This is a genomic window from Streptomyces sp. NPDC057543, assembly GCF_042801895.1.
Lineage (GTDB): Bacteria > Actinomycetota > Actinomycetes > Streptomycetales > Streptomycetaceae > Streptomyces.
In genome coordinates this window covers 1-1,863 of the sequence record NZ_JBHVFF010000559.1, presented here as the reverse complement: position 1 = coordinate 1,863, position 1,863 = coordinate 1, and the positions used below count along the sequence as shown (strand labels likewise).

The 1,863-nt window shown below is 69.4% G+C and carries 1 protein-coding gene and 1 pseudogene; one reads left to right on the top strand and one right to left on the bottom strand.

Features of this window, described 5'->3' with window-relative positions; genetic code table 11:
- The first annotated feature begins 276 nt into the window (after positions 1-276).
- Complete coding sequence (locus ACFU8Q_RS41265; RefSeq protein ID WP_384465289.1) at positions 277-792, top strand: DinB family protein; 516 nt, start codon at positions 277-279, stop codon at positions 790-792.
- A gap of 890 nt (positions 793-1,682) precedes the next feature.
- Here the strand turns inward: ACFU8Q_RS41265 and ACFU8Q_RS41260 are convergent.
- A pseudogene (locus ACFU8Q_RS41260) lies at positions 1,683-1,863 on the bottom strand (hypothetical protein); the annotation flags it as partial.

The following is a 1,863-nucleotide window of genomic DNA, read 5'->3' as shown; positions in this document are numbered from 1 at the left end:
GGCACCCCAACCTGCCGCGAGACCCCACCCCCAGGGCCAGCGGAACCACTCGATCGAGGTGGGGCCAAATCACCTTGCTACAGGGGCGTGAATCACACCGCCTCACGCCCCCTCCAGCCCAACCACGGAGCCAGAAAACTTCCGTCGACCGGAGCCGAAAAACGTCCTCAGAAACATAGGGAGGCCTGAACGTGCGCGCGGGCGCGCGCCGGTCACGCCGGCGTCCGAGCGGAAAAGCCCTGTCCCTGTCCGGCGGGTACGAGGCAAGATCAAGGGATGACATGGACAGCACCTGATGTTGAGCGCACGCCCGGTTCACTCGTGGCCGGTGAGCGCGAGATGCTCACCGGCTACCTCGCCTGGTTCCGCGGCACGCTGTTGCACAAGTGCGCCGGTCTGACCGGGAAGCAACTCGCCGAGCAGACGGTTTCGCCGTCGAACCTCACACTCCTCGGACTGATCCGCCACATGGCCAAGGTCGAACGCGTCTGGTTCCGGCAGCGGTTCGCCGGTCAGACGCTCGACCCGATGTACGACCCCGAGAGGGGCAAGGACGCGGACTTCGAGGACGTGGACCCGTCCCGAGCGGCCGAGGACTACGCGCGCCTGATCGAGGAATGCCGGCTGGCGGACGAGATCGTCGCGGATGCCTCGATGGACGACACCTTCACCCATGCCGGCGAGGTGTACTCGCTCCGCATGGTCCACGTCCACATGATCGCGGAGTACGCCCGCCACAGCGGCCACGCCGACCTGTTGCGGGAGCGTACGGACGGTGTGACCGGCGGGTGATGCGTCACCGAGAACGGCTCGGTCCGCGGACCCGGTGCCGAGGAGGAGGAGTCGTCGGCGGTCGATGTGCGGCGACACGGCAGAGGAGGGGCGACCGGCGTCGGGTTCGCTTCCCAGGACGTACAGTTCGGGAAGATTGACGACGACCGCTTCCTGGGTGCTGCGGGCGGCCTACCAGGGTGCCCCGCCCCGATGGCGTGTACGACCTGCTCGTCGACGGCCGTGCGGCTGGGCAGACGAGTGTGACCGGCGGCAACGCCCTGATGGTGGACATGACGACCGGGTCGGCGGAAACCGGGCCCGGACCGGTCGGCACGGTCCGCTTCTCCGGACTTCCCGACCAGGTGAGGGACATCGAGATCAGGTTGCCGTACAACGAGATCACCCAGCCGGTCGCGCTGCGCACCGACGCCCCCGTCGACCGTGAGTGCTCGTCATGGCCCGGACGGGGGCGCCGGTCACCGGCGTACCGTCGAACGGCGAGCAAGTCACCGACAGGCAGAACCGGCCCTCGGATCCGGGGGCCGGTCACTTGTGCCGTACGCTCCGTCGACGTTGCCCGGCTCTGCCCGGACGAAGCCGACCTGTGGAGCGACCGCGGAAGCCGCCGGTCCGAGACGGCCGACCACCATCCGGTCGTCACCACCGCGCCTCGGTCATCCGGGTGCTGGTTGCCGAGGCGCGGGCATCGAAGGTGGCGTAGTGGGGGTGGGGCGGGCTTCTGGGCGGCTGGGTCGTGGGTGGCGTCTGCCGCGCCGGTGCCACGTTGTGCCGGCCGGATGGCCGGGTTCGCCGAGGATCGTGTGTCGATCAGGGGATGTGGTGAGTTCGGTGTGGAACCCCGGCCCGATTCCGGCGGGCCGGGGTTCTACGTCGACCGAGCGACTCGGTCAGTAGTCTCCGTCACCGCGGTCGCGGTCTCCACCGAAGCGGTGGTCGATCACGCGGAAGCTGCCCACGACGCCGTTCTTGACGAACACGCCGCCCCGGACGTGGCCGGGGAAGACGCCGTCGCTGGAGCTCCACGGTCCGACGGTGGCGATGGGGGCGCCGTTGTCGCAGGTGGCGCCG